Raw genomic sequence first — 24,638 nt, 5'->3', positions numbered from 1 at the left:
GGAAGAAAAAATGGGTGAAGCTTTAGGTGGCTTAAAAAGAACCCTAATGTGTGGAGAAGTTAGAGAAAATAACGTATCACAAAAAATCACATTAATGGGTTGGGTGCAAAGAAATAGAAAATTGGGAGGTCTACAATTTATTGACCTTAGAGATAGAACAGGAATAATGCAAATAGTATTTGGTGAAGAGATAAATTCAGAGGCTTTTGAAAAGGCTAAAGATGTTAGACCAGAATATTGTATAGCAGTAACTGGAGAAGTAGTTTTAAGAGAGGCTCCTAATCATAATATGCCAACAGGATTAGTAGAACTTAAATGTGAAAGCTTAAAAATACTTTCTGAATCAGATACACCTCCGATATATATAAAAGAAGGATTAGATGCTGCTGAAAGTATAAGATTAAAATATAGATATTTAGATCTTAGAAGACCAGATATGCAAAGAATATTTATGATTAGAAATAGAATTTCTAAATCAGTTCGTGATTATTTAGATAATAATAATTTCTTAGAAGTTGAGACTCCAATGCTTACAAAGAGTACTCCAGAAGGAGCTAGAGATTATCTTGTACCTTCTAGAAATTATCCTGGAATGTTCTATGCACTTCCACAATCACCGCAAATATTTAAACAACTATTAATGGTTTCAGGATTTGATAGATATTATCAAATTGTTAAATGTTTTAGAGATGAAGATTTAAGAGCTAATAGACAACCAGAATTTACTCAAATAGACTTAGAAATGAGTTTTGTTGAGCAAGAAGATGTTATAAAAATGAATGAAGGGTTAATAGAACATGTATTTAAAGAAGTAGCAGGAGTAGATGTTAAACTACCAATAAAGAGAATGACATTTAAAGATGCTATGGAAAAGTACGGTTCTGATAAACCAGATTTAAGATTTGGAATGGAAATAACTAATATTACAGAAGACGTAAAAGATATGGATTTTGTAGTATTTAAATCAGCTATTAAAGCTGGTGGTTCTGTTAGAGCACTTTGCTTAAAGGGTGGAGCTGATTTAGGAAGAAAGCCAATAGATAAATTAGGCGAATTTGTTAAGACGTATAAAGCTAAAGGTCTTGCTTGGATACAAATAAAGGAAGATGGGGTTAAGTCTTCTATTGCTAAATTCTTAACTGATGATGTCACAAATTCAATAGTTAAAACTATGAATGCTGAAGTCGGAGATGCTATTTTTATAGTTGCTGATAAGAATTCAGTTGTATTCCAAAGCTTAGGAGCGTTAAGATTAGAGATTGCTAAACAATTTGACTTAATAAAAGATAAAAATGAATTTAATTTTACATGGATTACAGAATTCCCTCTATTTGAATATGATGAGGAAGAAGGAAGATACCATGCAGCACATCATCCATTTACATCACCAATGGATGAAGATTTAGATATGTTAGAAACTAATCCAGGAGAAGTAAGATCAAAGGCATATGACTTAGTTTTAAATGGTGAAGAATTAGGTGGAGGATCTATAAGAATTCACGATTCAAAGCTTCAACAAAGAATGTTTAAAGCATTAGGTTTTACAGAAGAGTCTGCTCAAGAAAGATTTGGTTTCTTAATAGATGCATTTAAGTTTGGACCACCACCTCATGGAGGTTTAGCATTTGGATTAGATAGAATGGTAATGTTCTTAGCTGGAACAGAAAATATAAAGGATGTTATAGCATTCCCTAAAAATCAAAATGCTTATTGCTATTTAAGTGAAGCTCCTAATATTGCAGATGAAAAGCAATTAGAAGAATTAGGAATTTCAATAAACGTAAAAGAAAATTAATATGATATTAAATAGATATTGTTATTTATTATAGCAATATCTATTTTTTTACTCTACGGAAAATTATATTTTAAAAATCTATAGATAAATTATTTATAGCATATAAGTTATTAAAGTTAGCACTATAGAGTAAAAAATAAAATAAGGTGCGCGTGCAAGATTTTCCTCAGGCAAGCTTCAGAAATGCACATGCGCGAAAAAAAGTCGACAGCTCGGCAAGCTCGCCTTGGCGACTTTTTTATTGTTATTTTTTATAAATTATTGACAAAAGTGTACATATGGATTAATATATGTATATATAATATATATACACTTTATGTACACTTGGAGGTGAGAGCTTGAATATAATAATTAGTAATTCTTCACAAGTGCCTTTATATGAACAAATAGAAACTCAGATTAAAACTCAAATTATAAATTTAACCTTAAGACCTGGTGAAGCATTACCATCTATTAGAACATTAGCTAAGGAGTTAAAGGTAAGTATAATTACAACTAAGAGAGCTTATGAGGAGCTTGAAAAAGAAGGTTTTATAAAAACCGTTGTTGGAAAAGGAACTTTTGTAGCAGAGTCTAGTAACGAAAGGCTTAGAGAAGTTGCTATGTTTGAAATTGAAAACAAACTAGAGGAAGCAATTATAGCAGCGAAAGCTATTGGATTAACTTTAGAGAAAGCAATTGAGATATTTAAAAATTTATATGAGGAGGTATAATGGTGGAAGCAATTGAGATTAAGAATTTAATAAAGGCATATAGGAATTTCAGATTAAATATAGAAGAATTAAAAGTAAAAGAGGGCTTTATAACAGGTTTTATTGGACCAAATGGTTCTGGGAAAACTACTACTATAAAAGCCATAATGAATATGATTAAATGTGATTCAGGAGAAATACTGATATTTGGAGAAGATGTTTTAAAAAATTTAAAAATTAAAGAATATGTAGGATTTGTGGGGGATATATCTGGATTCTTAGAAGAAAGTAAGATAAAAAATATAAAAAATAATATATGTAAATTTTATGATAGATGGGATGAAGGATTATATAATGAATTAATTAAAAAGTTTAATATAAACGAAAGTATGATTTATGGAAAGCTATCTAAGGGTCAAAAGAAGCAATTTGAATTAACTATGGCATTGTCTATAAAACCTAAAGTTTTGATTATGGATGAACCAACTGCTAATTTAGATCCTGTTGTAAGAAGTGAGTTTTTAGAAATACTACAAGAGCAAATAGAAAGTGAAGATCTTACAATATTTTATTCTACTCATGTAACTAGTGATTTAGATAAATGCGCAGATTATATTATATTTATATATAAAGGTGAAATTGTTTTATATGGTGAAAAAGACGAGATATTAGAAAAACATTCTTTAATTAAAGGAAAGAAAGAACTTTTAGATAAGGAAACAAAAAAATATCTTATTTCAATTAAAATAAATGGATTTGGATTTGAAGGACTTACATCAAATAAAGTAGAGGCATACGAAATATTCGGAAATGAAGTTATTTATGAAAAACCTACTTTAGAGGATATTATGCTTTATTATACTAGGAGGGATTAAAATGAGAAAAATATTTAATTTATTACTTTTGCAATTTGAAACTATATTTTCTTTAAAAAAATATATGTTATTGATAATAGCTATGGGGATATTTTTTGGAGTAATGAATCCTCAAATGATAACTTTTAGTGGAGCATTGTTTATAATGGCAACATGTTATAGCACTGCTTACTATGAAGAAAAAAGTAAAATAGGTTATTTAATATATTCATTACCAATAAAACCTAGTGATTATATATTGTCAAGATATATATATGTAGCAATAAATACATTTATAGCTATTATAATATCATCAGTATTATATGAAGCATTAATTTATTTAAATATAGTAAATAAAGGTGAACTATTTCCATTATTGTCTTTAGTTTATATAATGATTGGAATAGGGATTTTTATGATGACTATATTAATACCACTGGAATTACTTTTAGGTTTTGAAAAGGGTAGAATAATAATGGTATTTCTAACAATACTTCCAGTGATTTTCTCAAGTAACTTAATAAAATATTTACCTAAAATTAATTTTGATATGTTTATTATAAAGATATTTATAATTCTTTGTATATTTACGATAGTGTTAACTTCATATTTTGTTACATCTAATCTCTATTCAAAAAAGGATATATAATATCAAATAGGTATAATGTAATATAATAGAATAGAAATGAATAATTTAAAATAAATTATCCAGTTCTATTTTATTATAAATATATAAGCTAGTACTTGTGCTAATATTATCATAGGAACACCTAAAGTGAACTTTAAATGTTTTGTTTTATGTCTAAAAGTGTACATTCCAATATATGTTCCTATGCTTCCACCCATTAGTGATAAAAATATAATAGTTGACTCCTTTATTCTCCATTTTTTTCTTATAGCCTTTTGCTTATCGGTATAAATTACTATAAAAGCTATAAGATTAACAAGAAAAATATAATAAATTAAATTATTTTTCATAAAGACCTCCTCTAAAAATTTTTAATATATATAAGTATAAACTATAAAAGTTATTATGCAAATAAAGTATACTGATAAATAAGTTTTATTGCCATTTATTTAATTATATACTTTAAAAAAACTGAAAGAATATAAAAATATTTTAGTATAATGATAACAACTTAATAATTAATAAAATGAATAAAATTTTGAAAAATTATTTGAAAATAATTTAATTTATATTCTTATTTTTATTTTTCTGTGATATATTGTACATAGTATTTGTCATTATTAATAGGAGATTATAAAAAGGGGTGGAAAAATGAAGAAAAATGAATATGGTTTATTTACTGCCATAGGAATGATAGTAGGAATAGTAATAGGATCTGGTATATTTTTTAAAAGTGATAATATATTAGTAGCAACTAATGGAAGTATAAGTTTAGGTGTACTTGTTTTTTGTATAGCTGCTATGGGAATAATATTTGGAAGTCTAACTATATCTGAGTTAGCATCAAGAAAGTCAAAAGCAGGTGGAATTATAACTTATGCTGAATATTCTTATAACAAATCTATAGCGTGCGCTTTTGGATGGTTTCATACTTTTTTATATTACCCAACTCTTACTGCAGTGGTATCTTGGGTATCAGGAATATATATATGTATGTTATTTGGAATAAATGGGGGATTACTTACTGAGACTATAATAGCCTTAATTGTTATGACTACATTCTATATTATTAATGTATTATCTGCTAAATTAGGTGGATATTTTCAAAATGCGTCAACAATAATTAAAATTATTCCTTTAATACTTATAGCATTAGCAGGAGTTTTCTTTGGAAATCCTAGTGAAATAGCAATAAGTGATATTACTCATATGAAATCTGCTAGTTGGATAACTGCAATAGCTCCTATTGCATTTTCTTTTGACGGATGGATAATTGCAACCTCAATTGGACATGAAATAAAGGATTCTAAAAAAAATTTACCAAAGGCATTGATAATTGCACCTATTTTTATTCTAATTATTTATGTATTATATTTTGTTGGAATAAGTATATATGTTGGACCTGAAACAATTATGAATATAGGTGATGCACATGTAGATTTAGCAGCTAATAGATTATTTGGAGCTTGGGGAGCTAAAATAATACTAACATTTGTAGTTGTATCTATATTAGGAACTGTTAATGGCCTGATAATGGGGCATATTAGAATGCCTTATTCATTAGCTATTAGAGGTATGTTTCCAAATTCAAATAAGATAAAAAAGGTTAACGAGAATTTAGGAATGCCTATTAACTCAGCAATAATATCTTTTATAATATCAGTAGTTTGTTTATTTATACATTATATAACACAAAAATATAATTATTTACCAAATAGTGATATATCAGAGGTATCTATTACTGTAAATTATTTATTATATATATTACTATACTTTAAAGTCTTTAAAATGGGATTAGCAGGTGAAATTAAAGGCTTATTAAGAGGAAAAGTAAATCCTATTCTTGCTACTGTAGGATCATTAATAATTTTATTTGGAAGTCTTAATAATCCTTTATTCTTGGTATATGCAATAATTTGTGGAATTATTTTAATATCTGCAATGTTATTTTGGAAATATAAAAAAGAAAATTGTTAAATATAATTATATAGAAAAGATAGGAAAATATCCTATCTTTTTATATTTTGTAGAAAATATAAGAATAAGATAAAAAAATGAAAATATAAAAATATTCCCAATATTTTACAAGTGATATATAATTATTTACATAAGATTAATATGTTAATTTTATGTATATTAAAGTGTTTAATATATTAGAGAAGGGGAGATTTATATTGAAGGGATTAATTTTATATTTTAGTGGTACAGGAAATACAAAATTTATAGCAAATAAGTTATGTGAGGAATTTATAAAAAATAAATGTAATATAGATATGCATTCTATTGAGGAAAATATGAATATTAAAAAATATTCATATGATTATTTAATAATAGGGTTTCCTAAATATTTTGAATATATCCCTGAAATTTTTATGGAGTATATAAAGGATAATATAAATTATTCAGAAAAAGAAATAAAAACCATGATATTTTCTACAGGAAGAGATGTAATAAAATCATCTTTTAAGGAGTTAGAGGATTTATTATTGGAAAAGAACTATAAGGTTGTAATTACTAAGAATTTTAAAATGCCTAATAGCTATATATTAAGTAAGAAGTATAAAAATGTAGAGGTTAGAGATTTAGAAGAAATTTATAAAATTTCAGTTGATGAAGTAAAGAATTCAGTAGAAAATTTTCTTATTGAAAATTATAGTAAAGAAAACATTAATAATTTTAAAGGAAATATTATTAAAAGACTATCAAAATTTAGAACAAGAGAATTATATAAGAATTCCTATAAGTTTTCAATAAATTCAAACTGTGATAAATGCAATTTATGTGTTAGAAATTGTCCAACTAAAAATATAGAGAATATTACTAATGAAATTAAATTTAGAGATAATTGTATAATGTGCTGTAGATGTATAAGTATTTGTCCACAAAATGCAATATTATATAAAGAAAAAAAATACTCTCAATATAAAGCCAATATTAATTTAATAGTAGGTTAGTTTATTTAGAAGTTTAAAATTAAGTTATAATATCATCTATGAAAAAGGTATGCTTAAAGAAAGATGTAAATAATTTAAACTATATTATTAAAAGAAGGTGTACCTTCTTTTTTTATATTTAAGTGAATTAATGATATAATATTATATATTTAATAAATAGAAGTTATTTAATTTATAGGAAGAGGTATAGAATGAAGAGGTTACTAAGTATATTATTTAAGTCAATACAAGGATTAATGGTGGCTTTATTTACTATTGGATTAAGTGTAATAGTATCATTAAATTTAAGGATTATTTATACTTATTCAATAAGTAAGTATAATTTAACTGAATTGGGGAACATATCAAAAGAAAATTTAATAAGCGATTATAATATTTTACTTAATTACTTACAGAATCCTTTTATTAAAAAATTAAAGTTTAATAATTTTATAATGAGTAACAATGGAGAATTTCATTTTTATGAGGTGAAAAAAATATTTTTAAGTATATATTTAATAGTTATAATACTAACAATATTTTTTGTAGTTTTATATTTTATTAATAAGTATAAAAATAAAGAATTTAACTTATTTAAAATGCTTAATTATGGAGCAAATACACTTATAAGCATAATAACATTTTTGCTATTATCAATATCTATAGATTTTTCAAAGTCTTTTGTAGTTTTCCATAAGATATTTTTCAATAATGATTATTGGATTTTTGATTCAGTTACAGATCCTATTATAAATGTTTTGCCAGAGGAAGTTTTTAAATTATATGCTATAATAATATTGTTATTTATTTGTATTTCAATAATTATTTACAAAATTCTTTATTATAAAATTGGAAGTAAAAATAATTTAGTGAATTATAAACAATTATAAATAATTTAGAAGAGTGAGGGGGTTCCTTCACTTTTATTTAAGTGCTAAATGTTTTTTCATCAGAATTAAAAAATATTTATTTTTACTATTTAAAAATTTATTTTATGTATTAAGAACGTATGTTTTGTCTATGATTATAATATATTTAAAGAAGTAGCTTTACTTTAGTAAGGAGTGTTTAATTTGACTGATAGAAGTTTAGAAATATTAGAAAAATATTATGGCTATAAGAGTTTTAGAAAAGGACAAGAAAGTATAATAAAAAGTATTTTAAATAAAAGTGATGTATTAGCAATTATGCCAACAGGTGGAGGAAAGTCTATTTGTTATCAAATACCAGCTTTATTACTTGAAGGAATCACTATAGTAATATCGCCACTTATATCTTTAATGAAAGATCAAGTGGATACAATAAAACAAATGGGAATAGAATCTACATATCTAAATAGTTCATTAATCTCAAAGGAATTTAATGAAATAATAAGTAACATAAAAGAGAATAAATATAAAATAATATATGTTGCTCCAGAAAGATTAGAGTCTTATGAATTTATTATGGCAATAACAGAATGTAAAATAAGTCAAATTGCAATAGATGAAGCACATTGTGTATCTCAATGGGGACATGACTTTAGATCAAGCTATAGAAGAGTAAAAAAGTTTATTGATATGCTTAGTATAAGACCTATAATAACAGCTTTTACTGCAACGGCAACAGAAGAAGTAAAAAAAGATATAATTAGTTTACTTGGACTTAGAAATCCAAATTTATTTATAACGGGATTTGATAGAGAAAATTTATTTATTAATATAGAAAAAGGAAATGATAAAAAAAGCTATATACTAAAATATATAGATAATAACAAAGATAATTCAGGGATAATATATGCAGCAACAAGAAAGGAGGTAGATTATATTTATGATCTTTTAATCTCCAAGGGTTATAATGTTGGAAAATATCATGCGGGATTAAATGATGAGTTAAGAAAAGAATACCAAGAGAATTTTATAAAGGATAAACTTACTATAATGGTTGCAACTAATGCATTTGGGATGGGGATAGATAAACCAAACATAAGATTTGTAGTTCACTATAATATGCCACAAAATATTGAAGGATATTATCAAGAAATAGGTAGAGCAGGAAGAGATGGAGAGAAAAGTGAATGTGTTTTATTATTTTCTCCTGGAGATATACATACTCAAAAATATCTTATTGAAGCTAGCGTAGAAAATGAAACTAGAAAGATAAACAAATATAAGAAATTACAACAGATGGTTGATTTGATTTATAGTAATGATTGTTATAGAAAGTATATTTTAAATTATTTCGGAGATGAAATTGAAGAGGATTGTAATAATTGTAGTAACTGTTTAAGTGAAGGTGAGGTTGTAGATAAAACTATAGATGCTCAAAAGGTTTTATCTTGTATATATAGAATGAAAAGAGGATTTGGAGCAACCATGTTAATTGATGTTCTAAGAGGATCTAAGAATAATAAGGTAGTATCGGCAGGCTTTGATAAACTATCTACTTATGGAATTATGAAAGAATATAAAAATGAAGAATTAAAGGAATTTATTAATACTTTAATATCACATGGCTTTTTAGAATCTGTTGAAGGAACATATCCTATTTTAAGGCTTAATAATAAATCAGTTAAAGTATTAAAAGGACAAGAGCAAGTATTGTTAAAGGAAGTTAAGATTGTAAGAAAGTTAGAAACAAATAATGAATTATTCGAATTATTAAGAGAGTTAAGGCTAAATATTTCTAGAGAAGAAAATGTGCCGCCATATGTAATATTTGGTGATGGTACATTGAAAGAAATGACTGTGAAATATCCATTAGATAAAGATTCTATGTTAGATATTTCAGGTGTTGGAGAAACTAAGTTTAATAAATATGGAGAAAGATTTATTGAAGTTATTAAAAATTATGTTGAAGTAAATAATATTAAGCCTAGCAATCAGAAGGATATAAACGATAATTATATAGAGGATGAAGAATTTTTTGAAGTAAAAAGCGATAAAGAGTTACTAGATAGACTATATTTACTAAGAAGTGAGTTTGCAAAAAAAGAAAGAACTATACCTAGTATGATAATTAGTAAAAATTCTTTAAAAGAAATTAGTGGTAGATACCCATGTAATGACGAAGAGCTAAAGGACATCGCAGGGGTAGGACCTAAAAAAATAATATCTTATGGAGAAGAAATACTTAAAGAAGTTAAAAGATATTTAATAGAAAAGGATATAGATAGAGTCTGGAAGGAAAAAAAGAAAAAAAGGTTAATATTAGATGGTGAAAGCAGAAGTAATAATGAAATTGCGTTAGATTATATAAAAAGTGAAATGAGTTTAGAAGAAGTATCATTGGATTTAGAGATTTCAATTTCTACAATTTTAGGATATATAACTGATTATATACAAGAATCAGGAGATACTGTATTTAATTTAAATTTAGATAAGTATTATAATACTTATGAAGAAGAAATTATATTAGAAGCTTGCAAGAATTATGGTTATGATAAGGTGGGAGTATTAAAAAAAGCACTACCAGATAATATTAAATATGAAGGAATAAGAGCTGTTATTTTAAAAGAGTATTTTAATATTAAATAGCAGAACAATAACTTCGTTTTAATTATGGAAGTTATGAATAAATAATTTCCATAATTAAAATAATCAATAAATTTTAAAAAAATTATTGACAAATGAATTTAAAATGATATTATATAAATATAAAGTAAAAGTTTACATTTTAAATTAAATATTTGATTGTTACTGATTTTATCAGGCGAGACCTTATTCAATGCAAAGAATTGTTAATAGCATCTTTGTATTTAATAGGGTCTTATTTTTTAAAAACAATTAAATATATAAATAATAAGATGTAAGTTAGTAAAACTAATAGTATTAGGTATAATTTTTAATTATACATGTTAAAAGACAATTAAATATGGATTGTTACTGGTAAAGCAGGCGAGACCAAATTAGATAGAATAAATCAATATTCTATTTGTTTTGGGCTCGCCTTTTTTATAAATATATTTTAAGGAGGATTTTTTATGAAATATGAACAATTAGCTAAAGATATTGTGGCAAATGTAGGTGGAAAAGAAAATATTAATTCTTTGACTCACTGTATTACACGTTTACGTTTCAAATTAAAAGATGAAAATAAGGCTAATACAGATGTATTAAAAAACATGGAGGGAGTAGTTACAGTTATTAAAAGTGGTGGACAATATCAAGTTGTTATTGGTAACCATGTAACAGATGTTTTTAACGCTGTAAATGAAGTTGCTGGATTACAAAATTTATCTGAGTCTACTTCTGATACAAAAGAAGAAAAAATGAATCCATTTAATAAATTTATTGATATTATTTCAGGTATTTTTGCACCAACACTTGGTGTTTTAGCAGCAACTGGTATGCTAAAAGGATTTAATGCATTATTTTTAGCATTAGGATGGTTAACACCAGAATCAGGAACTTATCAAATTATACAAGCTATAGGGGACTCATTATTTTATTTCTTCCCAATATTCTTAGGATATAATGCATCTAAGAAATTTAAAACAAGCACTTATTTAGGTATGTTAATTGGAGCTGCATTAGTATATCCAAGTATATTAGGTTTAATGAATGGAACACCTTTATATACTTTATTCCAAGGAACTATGTTTGAATCACCAGTTTATATTACTTTCTTAGGTATTCCAGTAATATTAATGAATTATACATCAAGCGTAATTCCAATTATAGTTGCAACATACTTTGGTGGAAAAATAGAAAACGGATTCAAAAAGATAATTCCAGATGTTGTAAAAACATTCTTAGTACCATTATTCACTTTATTAGTAATAGTACCATTAACATTTATCGTAATTGGACCAATAACAACATGGTTAAGTAAAATGGTAGGAACAGGATCACTTTCTCTTTATAACTTCTCACCAATAATAGCAGGTTTATTATTAGGTGCATTCTGGCAAGTGTTTGTAATCTTTGGATTACATTGGGGCCTAATTCCAATAATGTTATTAAATATGTCAACTATGGGATATGATTCAGTATTAGCACCAATGTTTGCAGCATCATTTGCACAAACAGCTGTTGTAATGGCTATATTCATTAAGACAAAAGATAAGAAGATGAAATCATTATCAATACCTGCAATTATATCAGGGTTCTTTGGAGTAACAGAACCAGCTATTTATGGTATTACACTGCCAAGAATCAAGACATTTGTAATAAGCTGTATTGGAGGAGCTGTTGGAGGAGCAATCATTGGATTTATGGGAGTTAAACAATATACAATGGGTGGACTTGGATCTTTCGGATTCTTTAACTATATAAATCCAGCCAATGGAGATACTAGTGGAGCAATTAACGCATTAATTGCAGTAGGTGTAGCTATGGCAGTTAGCTTTGTATTAACATTTGTTATGTACAAAGATGAAGAAGTAAAATAAAGAAATATAAAAGTTTATAAACTTCTTTAATGTATAAGCAAGATTTAGAATAAAATAAATTTGAAAATTAGAAATTTTAAGGGGAAAAATTATGAAAAAAAGATTATTATCATTATGCTTAGTTGGAGTACTATCTGTATTATCAGTAGGATGTGCTTCAAATACAGATAAAAAGGTAGAGGCTCCAAAAGAGACTAAGCCAGTTGAAATATACTTAACAAGACATGGTAAAACTATGTTAAATACTACAGATAGAGTTCAAGGGTGGGCTGATGCTCCACTTACAGCACCAGGTAGAGAAGTAGCTGAATTCCTAGGAGCTGGATTAGCTTTAGAAAATGAAAAGTTTGTAGCAGCATACGCAAGTACTAGTGGACGTGCTATAGAAACTGCACAAATTGCATTAGAAAAGAGTGGACAATCAGATTTACAAATTAAACAAGATAAAGATTTAAGAGAAGCTTGCTTTGGAGATTATGAAGGTGAATTCAATCATAAATTCTGGGAAGATTTAGCAAAAGCTAACGATATGACTTTAGAGCAGTTTATGAAAGCTCCTGATATGAAAATGATGCTTGATACTGCTTCAAAAATAGATCCAGGTAAGCAAGCTGAGAACTGGGATCAAGTTTCAACTAGAGTAAAATCTGCAGTTGATAAAATAGCAAAGGAAACTGAAGAAAATGGTGGTGGAAAAGTTTTAGTTGTATCACATGGGATTACATTAATGACTTTCTTAACACAAGTAGCACCAGAATCACTAAAAGATCTTAGTGGTGGTTTAAAAAATGCTAGTGTAACTAAAGTATTATATCAAGATGGTAAATACACTGTTGAATCAGTAAATGATATGAGCTACGTAGAAAAAGGAAAAAATAAATAATTCTTATGATAAAAAAATGGCATCTCTTGAAGAGACGCCATTTTTTTATAGAGCTAATTTTAAAATTTCTTTAGCCTCTGTATATCTAATTTCAACAAAGTTACCTACATGATCACAATGAGCTACCAGCTTCTTAGACATCTCATCTATATGATTTTCATCTATGTTTACGTGACTTAATCTAGTTGGTAATTCAATTTTAGTAAAGAAGTTTTCAAGGGCTTCAATACCACGCAAAGCAGTTTCCTCAAGGTCATTGATATTTATATCAATGTCAAAAACTCTATTTGCAAACTGAGCAAATCTATTTACATCATGTTTATAAACGTACTTCATCCAAGCAGGGAAAATAATTGCAAGTCCAGCACCATGAGCTATATCATAAATCCCGCTTAATTCATGTTCTATATCATGAGTTGCCCAATCACCGATTCTTCCCATACTTAACCAATCATTATGAGCAACCATTCCAGATAACATTATTTCTGCTCTTGCATTATAATCATTAGGGTTTATATTTAATCTTAACGCATTGTCTATTATAGCCTTTAATGTGCTTTCACATAATCTATCAGTTAAATCAACATGTTTTTCATTTGTAAAGTATCTTTCTAATATATGAGCGAACATATCAGCAATACCACAAGAAGTTTGATATTTTGGAAGAGTAAAAGTAAGCTCTGGATTTAATATAGAAAATACAGGTCTTAATGTAGGATGTCCAGTACTTCTTTTAAATAAACCATCTTCATTTGTTATAACACAGCCAGAACTTGTTTCACTTCCAGCAGCTGGTATAGTTAATATTGTTGCAAGTTGAAGACATTTATGATTTATAGGAGTTCCTAAAAATAAATCCCACACATCACCATTATAATTAACTCCAGCAGCAATAGCCTTAGCAGAATCTATAACACTACCACCACCTACTGCTAATATAAAATCTATATTATGCTTTCTACAAATATCTATACCTTCTCTCACAAGAGAAACTCTAGGATTAGGTTTAACTCCAGAAAGTTCTATTACTTCTATATTTTCATTTTTTAATGAGTTTAAAACTTTATCATATAAGCCAGTAGATTTTATACTACCACCACCATAGTGAAGTAAAACTTTACTAGAATATTTTTTTATTTCTGAACCAATACTATTTTCAGTGTCTTTTCCAAAGATAATTTGAGTTCCATTTTTATAATTAAAATTTCTCATAAAGGCCTCCTTATATTTAAATATTAGAATATAGATATATAATACTTCAATAAAGAAAAGGTTTCAATAAATATAAAAATATTATACATAATTAATATGAAGTGGATTTAAGCATCTATTTCATAACTTTTTTTAATAAATTAATTTTATTGTTATAAGGTGCGAATTTAATAGGAAACTCTATAAAGGTTCCTCTTTTAATTACAGATTTTTTATGGGTAAAGATATCAAAACTAGCTTTTCCATGATAAGCTCCCATACCACTAGGACCAACTCCACCAAAAGGTAAATATGAAGAAGCAACATGAATAATTGTATCGTTTATTGTGACTCCTCCAGAAGTGGTGGAGTTTAACATCTTTTCTACTAAAGAAGAATCTTCGGAAAAATAATATAGAGCAAGAGGTTTATCATTATTTGTTACATAATTAATAGCTTCATCAATAGTTGAATACTCTAAAACAGGAAGTATAGGACCAAAAATCTCTTCTTCCATAATGGAGTTATTATTTTTAATATTTGTAAGAATGGTTGGAGCTAAATATAAGTCTTTTTCATCAGACTTTCCACCAAAATAAATATCACCATCTTTTAAATAACTTTTAAGTCTTAATAATGATTGTTCATTTACTATTCTAGGAAAGTCAGGACTTAATTTTATGTCATTTCCAAATTGAGATACTAATTCTCTTTTAAGCTCACTTAGTAGTTTTTCTTTGACATCCTTTTGGACTAGTATATAATCTGGAGCCACACAAGTTTGTCCTGCATTTAAAAATTTACCCCAAACAATTCTTTTAGCAGCTAAACCTAACTTAGCTGTATTATCTATAATACAAGGACTTTTTCCACCAAGCTCCAAGGTAATTGGAATAAGGTTTTTTGAGGCTTTTTCCATAACTATTTTTCCTACTCGAACACTTCCAGTAAAAAATATATAGTCAAAATTTAAATCTAATAAATAAGATACTGTATCTTTACCGTCTAAAGGATTAACAACTCTTATATAGTTTGACTCAAAATTATTATTAATTATTCTTTCTAGTAATAAAGAGATGTTTTTAGTGTTTTCAGAAGGCTTAATAATAGCACAGTTTCCTGCAGATATAGCACCAATTAAAGGAGCTATAACTAGTTGGAAAGGATAATTAAATGGGCCAATTATTAAAGTAACACCATAAGGATCTTTATATATATAGCTTCTAGCTGGAAAATGAACTAATGGACTTCTTCTTTTTTCTTTCTTAGACCACTTTTTTAAGTTTTTTATATGAAGATTTAATTCATCATATACTATTCCTATTTCTGTAGCATAGCTTTCAAAATTAGATTTTCTTAAGTCTTTATAAAGAGCATCCATTATATCTTTTTCATTTTCTTTAATTAATATTTTTAATTTTTTTAAATTATTTATTCTATAATTAATATCTTTTGTTTTAGAAGAATTAAAAAAGTCTTTTTGACTATTAAATATATTTAAAATTTTCTCCATAAAAACCTCCATAAAATTTATCAAATAAAAATAACTATATTATATATAACTTTATTATATCACTATAATTATAAATAAATATAATTTAAGGATATATTAAGTTGAATAGTTATATACATAAATGTTAAAATATAAATACCCTATAGAGGTATAGTAACATGGAGGTTTAAATTATGGAAGAAGAAAATGAAAAGCTAAGAAAAGATATAGTAAATAGATTAAAAAGAATAGAAGGTCAAGTAAAGGGAATTCAAGGAATGATGGAGAAAAATGTTTGCTGCTCAGATATTTTAGTTCAAATTTCCGCTATTAGATCGGCAATAAACAGAGTTGGAGGATTAACTATTGAATACTATGCTAATAACTGTTTAGGTATTGAAGAAGGGTCCTCTGAACAAGAAACTTTAAAGCAACTTATAAAAACCATAAATACTTTTGTAAAATAATAACTTTAAAAAATTAAAATTTACTATTTACAATTTGTTTATAAAATGATATTATTCATATAAATAATTGAATTACAGGCTATGATGAGAAGAAGTAAAATTAATGTATCTTTTCAGAGAGTTCTACATTAGCTGTGAGTAGAATAAGAAAATTAATTTGAATAACATCTCTGAGCCGTGCCCCGAAAGATTACAACTAGTAGGCGGTAACCGGGTTGCACCCGTTATAGTGCTAGAGTATCTAAGTAAATTTTACTTACGTACTTGAAGAGTCTATTGCTGTGAGGTAATAGTGAATTAAGGTGGTAACATGGAGTATAACTTTCATCCTTTTATATATTTTTATAAAAGTATGAAAGTTTTTTTATTGCAATAAAATCGTTAAGCTATGAGATATCTTTAAAATATGGGAATTTAGTTATTTAAACTTATTTAGAGGAGGAAATTTAAAATGAAAGTAGAAGGAATAATAATACCAGAAGGTTACAAAAGTAGCACAACATTAATTGAAACAGAGGTTCATATTAAAAAAATTAAGGATTTTTTTGAAAGAGCATTAGCAGAAAACCTAAGCTTAACAAGAGTTTCGGCACCTCTTTTTGTTGAATCTGGAAATGGTTTAAATGATACTTTAAATGGAGTAGAAAGACCTGTTAAATTTGATATATTAGCTACAGGAGAAGATGTAGAAATAGTTCATTCATTATCAAAGTGGAAAAGACTAAGTCTTCACAGATATGGTTTTAAAGTATCAGAAGGATTATACACTGATATGAATGCAATAAGAAGAGATGAAGAGTTAGATAATCTTCATTCAGTTTATGTAGACCAATGGGATTGGGAATTAGTTATAGATAAAAAAGATAGAACTGAAGATAAATTAAAGGAAATAGTAAGAAAAATTTATACTGCTTTTAAAGATACTGAAAAATATGTTCATAAGGATTTAATAGAGGGAGAGGAAAGGCTTCCAGAAGAAATATTCTTTATTACCACTCAAGAACTAGAAGATAAATATCCAAATCTTACTCCTAAGGAAAGAGAAGATGTGATATGTAAAGAACATAAGGCAGTATTTTTAATGAAGGTTGGTGGAGTTTTAAAATCAGGGGAAAAGCATGATGGAAGAAGTCCAGACTATGATGATTGGAACTTAAATGGAGATATACTGTTCTGGTATCCTCTTTTAGACAGAGCTATAGAATTGTCTTCTATGGGTATACGAGTTGATGAAGAGGCTTTAGATTATCAACTTAAAGTTTCAGGAAATGATGATAGAAGAAAGTTAAACTTCCATAAGATGCTATTAAATGGAGAATTACCATATACAATAGGTGGCGGAATAGGGCAATCTAGAATTTGTATGTATTTTTTAAATAAAGCTCATATAGGAGAAGTACAAGCAAGTACATGGGACGAAAAAAATTTAAAAATATGTGAAGAAAATGATATAAAATTATTATAAAATGTTTCTAAATAATAATTAATATCAATTAAAACTTCTAATTAAACAATATTCTTGACAAATTAAAATAAATATTTATAATTAGGTTATATTAATTATTTATAAAAATAAAGTAATTTTTAAATATTAAAAATTAAATAAATTGAGGAGGGGAATTACATGAAGGCATTTGTTGACGAAAATACATGTATATCTTGTGGACTTTGTGAAGGAGTTTGCCCAGAGGTATTTTCATTAGAATCAGGAGTTTCAGTTGCTATAGAAGGTACTGTAGCACCAGAATTAGAAGAAGCAACAAGAGAAGCTTGTGAAGGTTGTCCAGTAACAGCTATTTCAATAGAAGAATAGTTTGAAAAGCCATACACTAATATGATAGTGTATGGCTTTATTTAAATATTTTTCTTCTTGCACGTCTTTCTAACTCTTTAAATTCTCTATTTTTCTTAGCGGACATTAAAAGTCTAGTAAGGGTTGACACCAAAATAACCCCAAGAGCAAGTGACCCTGCATTAGCAAGAGTAGTTAGCCCGGTTTCAAGAGATTTCATTATGTTACCAGTTACCGCTTCATACATAGTGTAATACATTCCTCCACCAGGAACTAATGGTATTAAGGCACAAATTATTAAAGTAGTTACAGGAGTTTTTAATATTCTTGCTAATATTTCTGAATATATACTAAATATAATTGCAGATATAAAAAATGAAGAGGTTACATTAAAGCCTAAACTTTGGCAATAGAGACTTATAAACCAGCTTATCCCACCGCCTAAAGCAGCATAAAATAATTTCTGTCCTTTTATATTAAAAAGTATTCCAAAACCAAGGGTAGAAAAGAAGGCAAATAGTGATTGTATAAACATATTAAAGTCCTCCAAAAGTAGAAATCCAAAAACTAAGAACAGCCCCTGTACCAACAGCTATAGATATAGCTACTAGAAAAGCTTCAGCAGCTCTTGTAAGTCCAGCTAGTAAATCACCAGAAATAGTGTCTCTAATTGCATTAGTTATTGCAAGCCCAGGAACTAAAAGCATTATAGATCCTATTATAGTTTTATCTATATCATTTATAAATCCTAGTTTTAAGAATATAATAGCCATTATAGCTGCTATTCCAGCAGAAATACTGTTTATAAAAAATTGATTTATTTCAAGGCTAGAAAATTTTATGGATATTGATTTTATAACAAGACCAACAAAAAATGCAGCAATAGCCTCTCTTAATTTACCTCCAAATAAAAACACAAAACAAAAAGCACCTAAAGCAGAAATTAAAATGGCTATTTTATTATTGTATCTATCACCATTATTTATAATTTGAAGTTGAGTTTTTAATTCAGACACAGACAAATCTCTAGCAATAATATTCCTAGATAAATCATTTACTTTATCTACCCTATCTAGATCTATGGTTCGTGTTGATACTCTTCTTATTAAAGAATATGTTTTAGCATCGTTGCATACAGAAACCATAATACCAGTTGGTGTTACAAAGCTTTCAGCCTCTTCTACACCGTAAATTTTACAAATTCTCCATATTATCTCTTCAGCTCTATAGGTTTCTCCACCAGATTCAAGCATAATTTTACCAGCAAAAGTTGCAACGTGAAGTATTTCATTCATATCCATAATTCTTAGCTCCTTATAATTTATAAAATTTCTTAAGTATTATAACATAAAGGCATTAAGTATAGTATATACTACTTTGTAGAATTAATAATATATATATTATTAATAAATTATTTTTGAAATTTATAGAAAATAAGAATAAAATACAAATATTAATTGATTATTAGATAAATTATATTTATAATTTATTAAAAAAGGATTTGGGGTGACAATATGAATTTTGAAAAAATTTCAAAAGAAGATAAAGTAATTTACCAACTAATAGAAAAAGAACTTAATAGGCAAAAAGAAGGAATAGAATTAATTGCATCAGAAAATTTTGCATCAGAGGCAGTTATGGAAGCTATGGGCTCATATCTTACAAATAAGTACGCAGAAGGATATCCTAACAAGAGGTATTATGGTGGATGTCATGTAGTTGATGAAGTTGAAGATATAGCAAGAGAAAGAGTCAAGGAATTATTTGGGGCTGATCATGCAAATGTTCAACCACATTCAGGTTCACAAGCAAATATGGCTGTTTATCTATCAATACTTGAGCCAGGAGATACTGTTTTAGGAATGGATTTAAGTCATGGTGGACACTTAACTCACGGATCACCAGTGAATTTTTCAGGAAAATTATTTAACTTTATTTCATATGGAGTTGATAAAGTAACTGAAACTATTGATTATGATTTAGTTAGAGAAATTGCTATTAAACATAAACCAAAGCTTATAGTAGCAGGAGCAAGTGCATATGCAAGAGTTATAGATTTTAAAAAATTTAGAGAAATTTGTGATGAAGTTGGAGCTTACTTTATGGTAGATATGGCTCATATAGCAGGTCTTATTGCAGCTGGAATACATCAATCACCAGTGCCGTATGCTGATTTTGTAACTTCAACAACACATAAAACTTTAAGAGGTCCTAGGGGGGGGTTAATTCTTTGTAGAGAAAAATATGCAAAGCAAATAGATAAGACTATATTCCCAGGAATTCAAGGAGGACCTCTTATACATACAATAGCAGCGAAGGCAGTATGTTTTAAAGAAGCTTTAGATCCTAGCTATAAGGAATATATGCAAAATGTAGTTAATAACTGCAAAATTCTATCTGATGAGTTGATTAAATATGACTTTAAAATTGTTTCTGGTGGAACAGATAATCATTTAATACTTCTAGATTTAACCAATAAAGATGTTACAGGAAAAGATGCAGAAATACTTTTAGATAGCATAGGTATAACAGTAAATAAAAATACAGTTCCAAATGAAACTAAGAGTCCATTTATAACATCTGGTATAAGGATAGGAACACCAGCTGTTACAACAAGAGGATTTAACGAAGAAGATATGAAGGAAATAGCATCTATAATTAATGATGCAATTTCTATAGAAAATCCTAATTTAGAATTATTAAAAAATAGAGTTAAAGATTTATGTGAAAAACATCCTTTATATAATAAATAATTTTAGGTTAGTTATCTGATATTAAAAGAGTAGTAATATGTAAATAGTATTCATGTAATATTATTTGTTACATATTGCTACTATTTCTTTGTTTATTAATTTTAAAATTGTAAAGGTTAAAATAAAAAATACGATATTTATAAAAAAAGGAATTTAGGGGGAAACGACGTGGGAAAGAGAGTTACAGAGGTTACCAATAAGTATTTTGTTATAGCAACAACTATACTTGCAGCAACATATTCTTTAGGGTTATTAGTAATGATGCAAAAAGGAAGTATGGTTAAGGAGTTTGTATACTTAGCTTTAGCAGTTATATCATTATTTACTATTTTAATGATTATATTTTATTTAAAGAACAAAAGCAATGTGAAAATAAGGCATATAGCTGTTACACCATATGCAGTTGTATATGCTATTACCTTATTTGCATCTGATTTAGCGGTAGCACCAATAGCTATTATACCTCTTATAGTTATTTGTATGGTCTATCTAGACGAAAAATTTATGGTTAGACCGATTGTAGGAGCAGCAATTTTTAATATTATTTGGATTGTTTTAAACTTTAATAAAGAAGGAATGAGAGATGCAATGCCATTAGAAATGGTTTGTATCTTTATGTTTTATGTTATGGCCTATTTAATCACTAGAATATCTAATAAGATAAGATTAGAAGCAGATAAAGAAAGAGAAAAAAGTAGCAATATGGTTAAGGAACAAGAAAAAATCTTATCAGAGATAAGAGGAGCAATTGAATTACTAGATAAAAATACAGTATCAATCTCGGGTACATTCAATACTATAGAAGAGTCATCAAGTGATATAAGCAGAGCTATTTTAGAAATTCTAAATGGTTGCGAAAGTACTACTTCTAATATTGAAGAGCAAAATAAGGCATCAAATAATATAAAGTTAGATATTGAAAGTGCTGTTGAAAATTCTAAGAATATGGAAGTTAATTTTAAAGAAAGTAGAGCAATATTTGAAAGTATATTTAAGATGATTGAAGAGGTAGCTGTAAATTCTAACCATGTTAAGAATAAAAATTTAGAGGTTTATAAAACGGCTAATGAATTAAAAGAAAAAACGTCAAAGGTATTAATGATAATAGATATAATAAGAGATATTTCAGAAAAAACTAATCTTTTAGCTTTAAATGCAGCAATAGAATCAGCAAGAGCAGGAGAATATGGTAGAGGATTTTCAGTTGTTGCAGATGAAATAAGGAAGCTTGCTGAACAAAGTAAAGATTCTTCAAATGAAATAAATAATATAATAAAAGAATTAGAAAAAGAGGTATTAAATGTTTCTAATTCTATTAGTGAAGTTACAGAAATAATAAATGAAGAAGAAGTTACTGTGAAAAATACCTCTAAAGAACTCTATGAATTAACAAATGGACTAAATAGTATGGAAGAACTTGTTAACAAAGTAACTAAAAAGATTATAGCAATAGATAGTGATAATTTAAAAATAACAGATGGAATAACTAATGTTGCTTCAATATCTGAGCAAACTTTGGCAAATTCACAAAATACAACAGCGATTGTAGAAATATTATTTAAGGAAGTTACAGATGCAAAAAGTTCATTAGATGAATTAGTAGAACTATCTAAAAGAATGAACACATATGCATAGAAGAATTTAAAAAAGGTGTTATAATATAGTTAAAATATTATAGCAAAGGAGAAGTATATAAAATGAAACTTATATCATGGAATGTTAATGGGATAAGGGCCTGTGTAACAAAAGGCTTTTTAGAATATTTTAAAGAAATGGATGCAGATATTTTTTGTATACAAGAAAGCAAGTTACAAGAAGGACAAATAAATTTAGAATTAGAAGGATATAGTCAATATTGGAATTATGCTGAGAAAAAGGGTTATTCAGGAACAGCTATTTTTACAAAGAAAAAACCTTTAAATGTAAAATATGGGTTAGGGGTAGAGGATCATGATAAAGAAGGTAGAGTTATAACATTAGAATTTGAAAAGTTTTATATGATAACTGTATATACTCCAAATTCACAAAATGAACTTGCAAGATTAGATTATAGAATGGTTTGGGAAGATGTATTTAGAAACTACATAAAATCCTTAAATGAAATAAAACCTGTTATAGTGTGTGGAGATTTAAATGTAGCACATAAAGAAATAGATTTAAAAAATCCTAAAACTAATTTAAGAAATGCAGGTTTTACAGAAGAGGAAAGAGGAAGGTTTACTGAGTTATTAAAAGCTGGTTTTTTAGATACATTTAGATATTTTTATCCTGATAAAGAAGGAGCTTATTCTTGGTGGTCTTATAGATTTAATGCAAGAGCAAAGAATGTAGGTTGGAGAATAGATTATTTCTTAACATCTGAGGATTTAAAAGACAAATTACAAGGAGCTGAAATTCATTCAGAAGTTTTAGGTTCTGATCATTGTCCTGTAGAGTTAACAATAAATATTTAAGCATATAAAATTATTTAAATACAATTAAAATAGATTCTATTTTATTCTTTAGGAAATTATAAAAAGATTATCATTTGAATAATTTTTTATAATTTCCTTCATTCAGTTTGTAAGTGGACATATGTAAGTTTATATTGACTTGGAGCGGAGCGACGGAAAAAGTAAACTTACATATGTCTACTTTTTTATAGCAAATAATATCTATAAGTTTAAGTTAAAAAGCAATCTAATTACATCATAATTTAGTTTATTTAAAAGTAATATATAATATAAGTAAACTATAGGGGTGATGTAGTGTCAATTAAAGAAGTTAAGAATAGCTTACCAAAGGAACTTATAGATATTTTAGAAAATATATTTACAGAGGGTCAATTAGATCTAATTTATAAAAGTTTTTATAGAGGAAGAAATACTACTTTTAGAGTTAACACCTTAAATGGGAACACAAAAGAAGTAATGGATGAATTAAATATGAATAAGATAAAAGCTGTAAATCATCCACTAATCAAAAATGCATTTATAGTAAAAGGAGTAAAGGAGAGTAACTTAAGAAAATTAGAGGTTTATAAATATGGTAAAATATATTTACAAAATCTATCTTCAATGTTACCTCCTTTATTTTTAGATTTAAAAGAAGATTTAGTTATATTAGATATGTGTGCAGCACCTGGAGGAAAAAGCCTTTATATGGCGGATTTAACCCAAAATAAGGCTACTATTTTAGCTAATGATGTAAATGAAATAAGAAGAGAAAGGCTAAATTATAATATAGAAAAACAGGGAGCAAATTCTATTATTGTTTTAGGAGCTGATGGTTGTAGCATAGGTAAGAGATTGCATAGATATTTTGATAGAATTCTTTTAGATGCACCTTGTTCAGGCGAAGGAACAATGATATTAAAAAACTCTAAAGCTTATAGGGGGTGGAGTGAGAAAAAGGTAGCACTTTACGTAAAATTACAAAAAAAATTATTCGATAGTGCTTATCATGCATTAAAGCCAGGTGGAGTTATTGTATACTCAACTTGTACTTTAAATCCTTTTGAAAATGAAGAAATTATTGAGTATGCATTAAATAAATATAGTGACTTAAAATTAGAAAATATAAATCTAGAACTTTCTAACGTCATTAGAGGTATAAGTGAATATAAGTATAAATCATATAATAAAGAAGTGAAAAAAGCTATAAGGATAATACCAAGTGAAACTATGGAGGGCTTTTTTATAGCTAAATTAGTTAAGAGTAAAAAATAACTTATATGATGTTTAGAAACTATATATCAAAATTTTATTTAAATATAATAAAAATAATTAAAAAGGAAGAATAGAAAACT

Annotated in this window: 21 protein-coding genes, 1 pseudogene and 1 other annotated feature; of the genes and pseudogenes, 17 read left to right on the top strand and 5 right to left on the bottom strand. The window is 27.0% G+C overall.

What is annotated here, in order from left to right:
* Positions 1-10 precede the first annotated feature (10 nt).
* From aspS to ACH36K_RS13175, 4 genes are all read left to right on the top strand, one after another.
* Positions 11-1,795 (top strand): aspartate--tRNA ligase, encoded by a 1,785-nt coding sequence (aspS, locus tag ACH36K_RS13190; RefSeq protein ID WP_411168074.1) that lies wholly within the window; start codon positions 11-13, stop codon positions 1,793-1,795.
* Between the two features lie 338 nt (positions 1,796-2,133).
* Entirely contained in the window at positions 2,134-2,508 is a 375-nt protein-coding gene (locus ACH36K_RS13185; protein ID WP_322379473.1) for a GntR family transcriptional regulator, read from the top strand.
* Between the two features lie 2 nt (positions 2,509-2,510).
* On the top strand, positions 2,511-3,362 hold the full coding sequence (locus ACH36K_RS13180; RefSeq protein WP_411170705.1) for an ABC transporter ATP-binding protein: 852 nt from the start codon (positions 2,511-2,513) through the stop codon (positions 3,360-3,362).
* Position 3,363: 1 nt separating this feature from the next.
* The gene (locus ACH36K_RS13175; RefSeq protein WP_411168073.1) at positions 3,364-3,990 is read left to right on the top strand and encodes an ABC-2 transporter permease; all 627 of its coding nucleotides are present in this window, start codon (positions 3,364-3,366) and stop codon (positions 3,988-3,990) included.
* Between the two features lie 65 nt (positions 3,991-4,055).
* On the opposite strand, the gene ACH36K_RS13170 is transcribed toward ACH36K_RS13175, so the two are convergent.
* The gene (locus tag ACH36K_RS13170) at positions 4,056-4,319 is read right to left on the bottom strand and encodes a DUF1294 domain-containing protein (RefSeq protein WP_411168072.1); all 264 of its coding nucleotides are present in this window, start codon (positions 4,317-4,319) and stop codon (positions 4,056-4,058) included.
* Between the two features lie 301 nt (positions 4,320-4,620).
* Here ACH36K_RS13170 and ACH36K_RS13165 point away from each other — a divergent pair, with 301 nt between their 5' ends.
* From ACH36K_RS13165 to ACH36K_RS13140, 6 genes and pseudogenes are all read left to right on the top strand, one after another.
* Positions 4,621-5,946, top strand: coding sequence for an APC family permease (locus tag ACH36K_RS13165; protein WP_411168071.1), 1,326 nt, complete (start codon positions 4,621-4,623; stop codon positions 5,944-5,946).
* Positions 5,947-6,143: 197 nt separating this feature from the next.
* Positions 6,144-6,923 carry an EFR1 family ferrodoxin gene (locus ACH36K_RS13160; protein ID WP_411168070.1) on the top strand — a complete coding sequence of 260 codons (780 nt, stop codon included), beginning with the start codon at positions 6,144-6,146 and terminating at the stop codon, positions 6,921-6,923.
* Between the two features lie 191 nt (positions 6,924-7,114).
* Entirely contained in the window at positions 7,115-7,792 is a 678-nt protein-coding gene (locus tag ACH36K_RS13155) for a TIGR01906 family membrane protein (RefSeq protein ID WP_411168069.1), read from the top strand.
* 183 nt (positions 7,793-7,975) lie between these two features.
* A complete protein-coding gene (recQ, locus tag ACH36K_RS13150) occupies positions 7,976-10,417 on the top strand; it encodes a DNA helicase RecQ (RefSeq protein WP_411168068.1) in 2,442 nt (813 codons plus the stop codon).
* Between the two features lie 446 nt (positions 10,418-10,863).
* Positions 10,864-12,264, top strand: a pseudogene (locus ACH36K_RS13145) (PTS transporter subunit EIIC); the annotation flags it as partial.
* Between the two features lie 100 nt (positions 12,265-12,364).
* Positions 12,365-13,156 (top strand): histidine phosphatase family protein, encoded by a 792-nt coding sequence (locus tag ACH36K_RS13140; protein WP_411168067.1) that lies wholly within the window; start codon positions 12,365-12,367, stop codon positions 13,154-13,156.
* Between the two features lie 45 nt (positions 13,157-13,201).
* On the opposite strand, the gene ACH36K_RS13135 is transcribed toward ACH36K_RS13140, so the two are convergent.
* Positions 13,202-14,368 carry an iron-containing alcohol dehydrogenase gene (locus ACH36K_RS13135; RefSeq protein ID WP_411168066.1) on the bottom strand — a complete coding sequence of 389 codons (1,167 nt, stop codon included), beginning with the start codon at positions 14,366-14,368 and terminating at the stop codon, positions 13,202-13,204.
* Between the two features lie 115 nt (positions 14,369-14,483).
* Positions 14,484-15,860 (bottom strand): aldehyde dehydrogenase, encoded by a 1,377-nt coding sequence (locus tag ACH36K_RS13130; RefSeq protein ID WP_411168065.1) that lies wholly within the window; start codon positions 15,858-15,860, stop codon positions 14,484-14,486.
* Positions 15,861-16,033: 173 nt separating this feature from the next.
* Here ACH36K_RS13130 and ACH36K_RS13125 point away from each other — a divergent pair, with 173 nt between their 5' ends.
* From ACH36K_RS13125 to ACH36K_RS13115, 3 genes are all read left to right on the top strand, one after another.
* Positions 16,034-16,306 carry a metal-sensitive transcriptional regulator gene (locus ACH36K_RS13125; RefSeq protein ID WP_411168064.1) on the top strand — a complete coding sequence of 91 codons (273 nt, stop codon included), beginning with the start codon at positions 16,034-16,036 and terminating at the stop codon, positions 16,304-16,306.
* A 72-nt stretch (positions 16,307-16,378) separates the two neighbouring features.
* Positions 16,379-16,641 (top strand) — a binding site (T-box leader).
* Positions 16,642-16,757: 116 nt separating this feature from the next.
* Positions 16,758-17,771 (top strand): aspartate--ammonia ligase, encoded by a 1,014-nt coding sequence (gene asnA / locus ACH36K_RS13120; protein WP_411168063.1) that lies wholly within the window; start codon positions 16,758-16,760, stop codon positions 17,769-17,771.
* Positions 17,772-17,930: 159 nt separating this feature from the next.
* On the top strand, positions 17,931-18,119 hold the full coding sequence (locus ACH36K_RS13115) for a ferredoxin (RefSeq protein WP_322413688.1): 189 nt from the start codon (positions 17,931-17,933) through the stop codon (positions 18,117-18,119).
* Between the two features lie 37 nt (positions 18,120-18,156).
* Here the strand turns inward: ACH36K_RS13115 and ACH36K_RS13110 are convergent, their stop codons facing one another.
* The gene (locus ACH36K_RS13110; RefSeq protein WP_411168062.1) at positions 18,157-18,633 is read right to left on the bottom strand and encodes a threonine/serine exporter family protein; all 477 of its coding nucleotides are present in this window, start codon (positions 18,631-18,633) and stop codon (positions 18,157-18,159) included.
* Position 18,634: 1 nt separating this feature from the next.
* Complete coding sequence (locus ACH36K_RS13105) at positions 18,635-19,399, bottom strand: threonine/serine exporter family protein (protein ID WP_411168061.1); 765 nt, start codon at positions 19,397-19,399, stop codon at positions 18,635-18,637.
* A gap of 213 nt (positions 19,400-19,612) precedes the next feature.
* Here ACH36K_RS13105 and glyA point away from each other — a divergent pair, with 213 nt between their 5' ends.
* The 4 genes from glyA (at position 19,613) to ACH36K_RS13085 (ending at position 24,558) form a co-directional block, all read left to right on the top strand.
* Positions 19,613-20,851, top strand: coding sequence for a serine hydroxymethyltransferase (gene glyA / locus ACH36K_RS13100; RefSeq protein WP_411168060.1), 1,239 nt, complete (start codon positions 19,613-19,615; stop codon positions 20,849-20,851).
* Between the two features lie 168 nt (positions 20,852-21,019).
* Positions 21,020-22,486 (top strand): methyl-accepting chemotaxis protein, encoded by a 1,467-nt coding sequence (locus ACH36K_RS13095; protein WP_411168059.1) that lies wholly within the window; start codon positions 21,020-21,022, stop codon positions 22,484-22,486.
* A 62-nt stretch (positions 22,487-22,548) separates the two neighbouring features.
* Positions 22,549-23,304, top strand: coding sequence for an exodeoxyribonuclease III (locus ACH36K_RS13090; RefSeq protein ID WP_411168058.1), 756 nt, complete (start codon positions 22,549-22,551; stop codon positions 23,302-23,304).
* A gap of 294 nt (positions 23,305-23,598) precedes the next feature.
* Positions 23,599-24,558, top strand: a complete 960-nt coding sequence (locus ACH36K_RS13085; RefSeq protein WP_411168057.1) for an RsmB/NOP family class I SAM-dependent RNA methyltransferase — start codon at positions 23,599-23,601, stop codon at positions 24,556-24,558.
* Positions 24,559-24,638: the final 80 nt, after the last annotated feature.

It is taken from the genome of Clostridium sp. MB05 (genome assembly GCF_046581255.1).
GTDB lineage: Bacteria > Bacillota > Clostridia > Clostridiales > Clostridiaceae > Clostridium.
Note: the sequence above shows the minus strand (reverse complement) of the source record. Positions and strands in the feature narration are given on the sequence as shown.